The sequence below is a fragment of the Streptomyces cyaneofuscatus genome, from assembly GCF_000718135.1.
Classification (GTDB): Bacteria; Actinomycetota; Actinomycetes; order Streptomycetales; family Streptomycetaceae; genus Streptomyces; species Streptomyces cyaneofuscatus.
On sequence record NZ_JOEM01000076.1, the window covers coordinates 1 to 419 of the forward strand.

The 419-nt window shown below is 71.8% G+C and carries 1 pseudogene; it reads left to right on the forward strand.

Annotated elements, in window-relative coordinates:
- A pseudogene (locus tag IF17_RS0135820) lies at window positions 1-193 on the forward strand (hypothetical protein); the annotation flags it as partial.
- Window positions 194-419: the final 226 nt, after the last annotated feature.

Here is a 419-nt window from a genome sequence, read left to right on the forward strand (position 1 = left end):
CCTCCAGGCCGCGCAGGACGAAGCACAGGCCGCCGGGTTCTGCGTCCTCGACGACCAGGACGCCAGCGGCCAGAAGCGACTCCAGGTCTTCGACCGCAACTGGACCGTGTGCAGCCAGGAGCCCGAGGCCGGCACGCACCCCACGGACACCGCGGTGACCCTGTTCGCGGTGAAGGACACCGAGTCCTGCTGACCCACCGCAGACGCACGGCGAAGCCCCCGCGCCCCTTCACCGGCCGGGGGCTTCGCCGCGCCCAGACGTCCGCTGCCCGGCGACGGGACCGGAGAGATCCTCCCTGTGGGGGCCCGAACGGGTGTCTGCAGGTGTGCGCGCAGCGTCCGGGCAGCGGACTCCAAGGAGGTGGCCATGCTGGCGTACACCGTCCACGACGTGCGGGTGATCCCAGAGAAGCGTGAGC